The sequence below is a fragment of the Phenylobacterium sp. genome (genome assembly GCF_031412415.1).
In the GTDB taxonomy this organism is placed as follows: domain Bacteria; phylum Pseudomonadota; class Alphaproteobacteria; order Caulobacterales; family Caulobacteraceae; genus Phenylobacterium.
In genome coordinates this window covers 1-5817 of the sequence record NZ_JANOCX010000443.1, presented here as the reverse complement: position 1 = coordinate 5817, position 5817 = coordinate 1, and the positions used below count along the sequence as shown (strand labels likewise).

General features: G+C 66.9%; 6 protein-coding genes. 4 read left to right on the top strand and 2 right to left on the bottom strand.

From position 1 onward, the window contains the following. The first annotated feature begins 116 nt into the window (after positions 1-116). The 3 genes from RMO04_RS20500 to RMO04_RS20490 are packed head-to-tail and all read left to right on the top strand — an operon-like array spanning position 117 to position 2022. Positions 117-536 carry a TIGR02301 family protein gene (locus RMO04_RS20500; protein ID WP_309646621.1) on the top strand — a complete coding sequence of 140 codons (420 nt, stop codon included), beginning with the start codon at positions 117-119 and terminating at the stop codon, positions 534-536. A 30-nt stretch (positions 537-566) separates the two neighbouring features. Beyond that, a complete protein-coding gene (locus tag RMO04_RS20495; RefSeq protein WP_309646620.1) occupies positions 567-1559 on the top strand; it encodes an SPFH domain-containing protein in 993 nt (330 codons plus the stop codon). A 4-nt stretch (positions 1560-1563) separates the two neighbouring features. Then, positions 1564-2022 carry an NfeD family protein gene (locus RMO04_RS20490; protein ID WP_309646619.1) on the top strand — a complete coding sequence of 153 codons (459 nt, stop codon included), beginning with the start codon at positions 1564-1566 and terminating at the stop codon, positions 2020-2022. Here the strand turns inward: RMO04_RS20490 and RMO04_RS20485 are convergent. Beyond that, entirely contained in the window at positions 1982-2461 is a 480-nt protein-coding gene (locus RMO04_RS20485; RefSeq protein ID WP_309646618.1) for a MarR family transcriptional regulator, read from the bottom strand. The two genes, RMO04_RS20490 and RMO04_RS20485, sit on opposite strands and share 41 nt — an antisense overlap. 196 nt (positions 2462-2657) lie before the next feature. Here RMO04_RS20485 and RMO04_RS20480 point away from each other — a divergent pair, with 196 nt between their 5' ends. Further along, on the top strand, positions 2658-5366 hold the full coding sequence (locus RMO04_RS20480; RefSeq protein WP_309646617.1) for a TonB-dependent receptor: 2709 nt from the start codon (positions 2658-2660) through the stop codon (positions 5364-5366). Here RMO04_RS20480 and rnhA read toward each other — a convergent pair. After that, complete coding sequence (gene rnhA / locus RMO04_RS20475) at positions 5363-5806, bottom strand: ribonuclease HI (protein ID WP_309646622.1); 444 nt, start codon at positions 5804-5806, stop codon at positions 5363-5365. The genes RMO04_RS20480 and rnhA overlap by 4 nt on opposite strands. Positions 5807-5817: the final 11 nt, after the last annotated feature.

Below are 5817 nucleotides of genomic sequence, written 5' to 3'. Positions count from 1 at the left end.
TGAAGACGCATCGGGCAGGGCTCCAGGCCGCTCAAGTCTCCTGGCTAGCAGACCGAAATGAGGCATGCGAGGGCCCGGCGGATGACAACCCCCGCCGGTGCGCCGTAAGTAGCGCCATGCGTTCGATTTTCGCCGCGCTCGTCATCGCCCTCCTCGCCCAGCCGGCGCTGGCCCAGGAGCGAAGCGCCGACCTGCACCAGACCTTGGCGGAGCTGGCCTACGTGCTGGGCGAGAGCCATGCGCTGCGCCAAGCCTGCTCCGGCGGCGGCGACCAGCACTGGCGCAACCGGATGATCCGCATGGTGGACGCCGAGCAACCCGACGCGGTCCTCGATCGCCAGATCAAGGAGGGCTTCAACGCCGGTTTCATCGCCCGGCGCAGCGAATTCCCCCGCTGCGCCCCCGGCGTCCGCCGCGCCCAGGCGGCCGTCGCCGCCCATGGGCGGGACCTTTCCACCCGCCTGGCCCGCGCCAAGGTCGCCGTCGCCGAGCCGCAGGCGCCGACGGACATGGCGGAGCCCGCCCGCCCGCGATAAGCTCCCCGCCAGACTCACGGGGAGGTTGTCATGGAGCTTACCGCTTCAGTCGTATTCTTGGTGCTGGCGCTGGTCATCCTGTTCGCCGCCATCAAGATCGTGCCCCAGGGCCGCGAGTACACGGTCGAGCGGTTTGGCCGCTACACCCGCACCCTGTCGCCGGGTATCGCCTTCCTCACCCCGTTCATCGAGAGCGTCGGACGCCGGGTGAACATGATGGAGCAGGTGCTGGACGTGCCGCAGCAGGAAGTCATCACCAAGGACAACGCGGTGGTGAAGGTCGACGGCATCGTCTTCATCCAGGTGATGGACGCCGCCGCCGCCGCCTACCGCGTCGACAATCTCAACTACGCCATCGCCCAGCTTTGCATGACCAACCTGCGCACCGTGGTCGGCTCCATGGAGCTGGACGAGGTTCTGTCCCAGCGCGACCAGATCAACACCCGCCTGCTGCATGTGATCGACTCCGCGACCGGTCCCTGGGGGGTCAAGGTGGCGCGGATCGAGATCAAGGACCTGATGCCGCCGCCTGACATCACCAACGCCATGGCGCGCCAGATGAAGGCCGAGCGCGAGCGTCGCGCGGTGATCACCGAGGCCGACGGCGAGAAGTCGGCGGCCATCGCCCGCGCCGAGGGCGCCAAGCAGGCCGCGATCCTTGAGGCCGAGGGTCGCCGCGAGGCCGCCTATCGCGACGCCGAGGCCCGCGAGCGGGAGGCCGAGGCCGAGGCCAAGGCGACCGCCATGGTGTCGGAGGCGATCGCCCGGGGCGACGTCAACGCCATCAACTACTTCATCGCTCAGAAATACGTCGAAGCCTTCGCCAAGCTGGCGGAGAGCCCGAACCAGAAGACGGTCATCGTGCCCGCCGAGATGTCGGCCCTGGTCGGTTCCCTGGCGGGCGTGGGCGAGCTGGTGAAGACCATCCAGTCCGACAATCGTCCGCCGCCCCGTCCCGCCGCGCCGCCGCCTCAGGCCCCGCGCCCGCCACGTGGTCCGGCCGTCCCGACCACAGGAGCCTGAGGTCATGGACGCGCTGAACCAGATCTATGCCGATCATGCCGTCTGGGTGTGGCTGGCCCTGGGCGCCGCGATCCTTGCGGTGGAGGTGTCCACCGGGTCCGGCTGGCTCCTCTGGCCGGCCGCCTCCGCCGCGGTGGTGGCGCTGCTGAGCGGCCTGCTCGACACGGTTGCGCTGGAGATCGGGCTGTTCGCGGCCCTGACCATCGTCTCCACCCTTCTGGCGCGCCGTTTCTGGCCCTCGCGCGCCGACCAGGGAGCCGACATCAACGACAATGTCAGCCGGCTGGTGGGACACCAGGGCAAGGCCGCGGCGGCATTTCTCGGCGGGTCTGGTCGCGTGATGATCGACGGCAAGGAGTGGGCGGCCGAACTGGATGAGGGCGACAGCCTGCCGGCGGGCGCCGACGTCGAGGTGACGGGCCTCAGCGGTGGCTCAAGGCTTCGGGTTCGGGCTGCTCGCTGATTTCTTCCAGGAAGGTCCTGAGCGAACGCAGGAACGGCAGGGCCTGACGGAACTCGTTGTCCGTGAAGCCCTCCCTCAGGGCATCCATCTTCCACTTCATGTCGCGCAGGATCTGCTCATGGGCCTGGGCGCCGGCCCGGGTGAGCCGGACCCGCTTCTTGCGCCGGTCCTTGACGTCGGCCAGCACGCAGACGAGGCCCAGGGCCTCCATCTTCTGCAGGATGTTGGTGATGGCGCCCTTGGTCATCATCATCGACGAGGCCAACTCGGCCGGCGTCTGGCCGTCGCCGCTGCGGGTGAAGTGCAGCAGCAGTTCGAAGTGCGCGTAGGTGACGCCGGCGGGCAAGTGCTGGGTGACCGAATGGCGGATCAGGTGCTCGATGATCCCGATCTCGCTGAACACCGCCACATCGGGGCGATCCTTCAAGGCTGGCGGCATCTCGCATCCCCTCGTTCGACCGTGAACTAGATGGGCGCGTAACGCCGTTGTGCAAGACCGCTATCCGAACATTGTTCGCCGGCCCACGTTTTTGACAGCGACGCCGAATTCACCCTCGCGCGCCGCCCATTCGGCCGCCCTCGACGGAGGCCGTTCATAAGCGCCGCCCTGAAGGGTGGTTTGGGAGGAGGAAGAGATGACCAAGGCAAGGATGATGTCTGCGTCGGCGCTCGCGTTGGCTTTAGCGGTTCCTGGATGGGCCGCGGCGCAGAGCGGCGGCTCGATCCTGGACGAACTGGTGGTCACCGCGCAGAAGCGCGAGGAGTCGGTGCAGGACGTGCCGATCGCCGTCTCGGCATTCAGCGAACAGGCGCTCAAGGCGCAGGGGATCGACGGGGCGGGCAATCTCGTCCAATCGGTTCCGAACCTGACCTTCACCCGCCGCGCCCTGCGCACCAACTTCCAGATCCGTGGGGTCGGCGCCCAGCTCATCTCGCTTTCCGGCGACGACGGGGTGGGCATCCACCACAATAACGTGCCGCTTACGGCCAACCGCCTCGCCGACGCGGAGTTCTACGACGTCGAGCGGGTCGAGGTGCTGCGCGGACCCCAAGGCACGCTCTACGGCCGCAACGCCACCGGCGGCGTGGTCAACATCATCACCAACAAGCCGTCACAGGAGCTGGGCGGGTCGCTGACGGCGGAATTCGGCAACTATGGCAGCCTGAAGTACCAGGGCTTCATCAACGTGCCCCTGGGCGAGAAGGCGGCGATCCGCGCGGCCGGGTTCGGCCTCCAGCGCGACGGCTACACCAAGAACGGCTTGAACGGCCAGGACATCGACGACCGCCAGATCTGGGCCGGCCGCGTGACTCTGTGGTTCGAACCCCATGAGCGTCTGCGGGGCTTCCTGCTCTGGGACTCTTTCGCCGAGGACGACTCGCGGGGCGCCCGCAAGCAGCTCTGCGTCAAGGATCCCGGCCTGACCTCGATCCTGGGCGTGCCGACCGGCGCGGCGCAGGTCGCCTTGACCCAGGGATGCCTGCCTTCGTCGGTCTATGCCGACAACGTCTATGGCACGACCAACCAGCTCGCGACGTTCTCGGGGATCATCGCCCGGCAGGTGGGTCTTCAGCCGGTGGACTCGTTCCTTGGCAAGTCGGTTTCCCGCGACCTGCGGGAGGTCGAGGTGGTGGGTCGCCCGATCTATCGGCCCCGCAGCGACCTCTATGAGCTGAACCTGGAGTGGGACGTCACCGACACCCTGAAACTCACCTCGCTGACCAGCTATAACGAGAATGAGAACTACTCCCGGGGCGACTCCACGGGCGGCTACTCCTCAGTCCGGTTCCCGAACTCGGCGCTGGCGCCCAACGGGACCCTCACCGATGGCCAGTTCGGGACCACCGACCGGCTGATCAGCGAGTCCGGCGGGATCGGGCACAATGAGCAGTGGTCGCAGGAGCTGCGGATTCAGTCGAACTTCGACGGGCCGTTCAACTTCAACGTCGGCGGGATCTACCTCACCTACGACGCCAGCAACGTGACTTATGTGGCCACCAACGCCGCGACCGCCGCCGTGCGCGTGGTGCAGCCGCTGGCCTATATCGATCCTCTCCGCGAACCCGACTACACCGGCCACAACTACTTCGTCTCCCTGACGGAGTATGAGCTGACGTCGAAGGCCGCGTTCGGCGAAGTCTACTGGCAGGCGACTGACACCCTGCGGGCGACGCTGGGCCTGCGCTACACAGACGACAAGAAGTGGACGCGAGGCTCGGGCTCGACCCTGTTCACGGCCGGCCGCGGTCCGACCTTCACGACGCCGCAAGAGGTGCGGTTCAAGGAGGTCACCGGCCGGTTCAACGTCGACTGGTCTCCCGACCTGGAGATGACCGACGACACCCTGGTCTATGCCTCGTACTCAAAGGGCTACAAGGGCGGCGGCTTCAATCCGCCGGGCGTCGTGGCCCTAGGCCTGAACCCGACCTATGCTCCCGAGTTCGTCAACGCCATCGAGGTGGGGACCAAGAACACCCTGCTAGACGGCCGGTTGCTGCTCAATTTCACGGGCTTCTACTACAACTATAAGGGCTATCAGATCGGCCGGAGCGTGAACCGCTCCGTCTACAACGAGAACATCGACGCCACGATCAAGGGGCTCGAGTTCGAGAGCGTCTGGGAGCCGCTGGACGGTCTGCGGCTGAACGCCAACATCGGCTACCTCTCGACGAAGATCGAGGAAGGCCTGGTGGTCGACACCTTCAACCGCACGCAGGGCGATCCGACCTATGTCTACGCCAACGCCACCTCGGGCGGCTGCGTCATCAACGCTCAGGGCGCGGCGACCCTGCTGGCCACGGCCGCTGGACCGGCGCTATTGGCCAATGTCGCCTGCAGCGGACCAGCGACCCTGATCGCCCGGCTGACCGCAGCCGGCGTGCCGGCGGCGACCGCCTCGGCGCTGTCGGCGGGGGTCTATAGCTACGGGTCGAACGTCTCGCGCTATTCCAGCGGCGCGGGCGAGGGGGTGATCCAGAACCTCAAGGGCAACGACCTGCCGAACGCCCCGGAGCTGACCGTCTCGCTCGGCGCTCAGTATCGGTGGGAGCTGCCCAATGGCTGGAACGCCACCCTACGCGGCGACTACTACCGCCAGTCGAAGAGCTTCATGCGCTACAACAACGCCTTCTTCGACGGCATCGAGAGCTGGAAGAACGTCAACGCCAGCCTGATCGTCGAGAACCCGGACATCGATCTGACCGTGCAGGTGTTCGTGAAGAACCTGCTGGATGACGACACCATCGTGGGCTTCGACATCGCCGATGAGAACCTGGGCGCCTACCGAGGCGTCTTCCTGCTGGACCCGCGCATCTACGGGATCTCGCTGACCAAGGGGTTCTAGGCGGGGAGGGCGGCCTGCAGGCCCTGGCGGGCGAGCGCGTCGGCGCGCTCGTTCAGCTCGTGGCCTGCATGCCCCTTCACCCAGCGCCAGGTCACCTCATGGCGCAGGCGCGCGGTGTCGAGTCGCCGCCACAGGTCGTCGTTCTTGACGGGCTTCTTGTCGGCGGTGGTCCAGCCGCGCTTCTTCCAGGCGTGGATCCACTCCGAGATGCCCTTCATCACATAGGTGGAGTCGGTGTGGAGCTCGACCTTGCAGGGTTTCTTCAGGGCCTCTAGCGCCTGGATGGCGGCCATCAGCTCCATGCGGTTGTTGGTGCTGGCCGGTTCGCCGCCGCAGATCTCGCGGGTGTGCTCCCCCGAGATCATCACCGCGCCCCAGCCGCCGGGGCCGGGATTTCCCGAGCAGGCGCCGTCGGTATAGATCACCACCTGGGGCGTCACGCGAGGTCTCC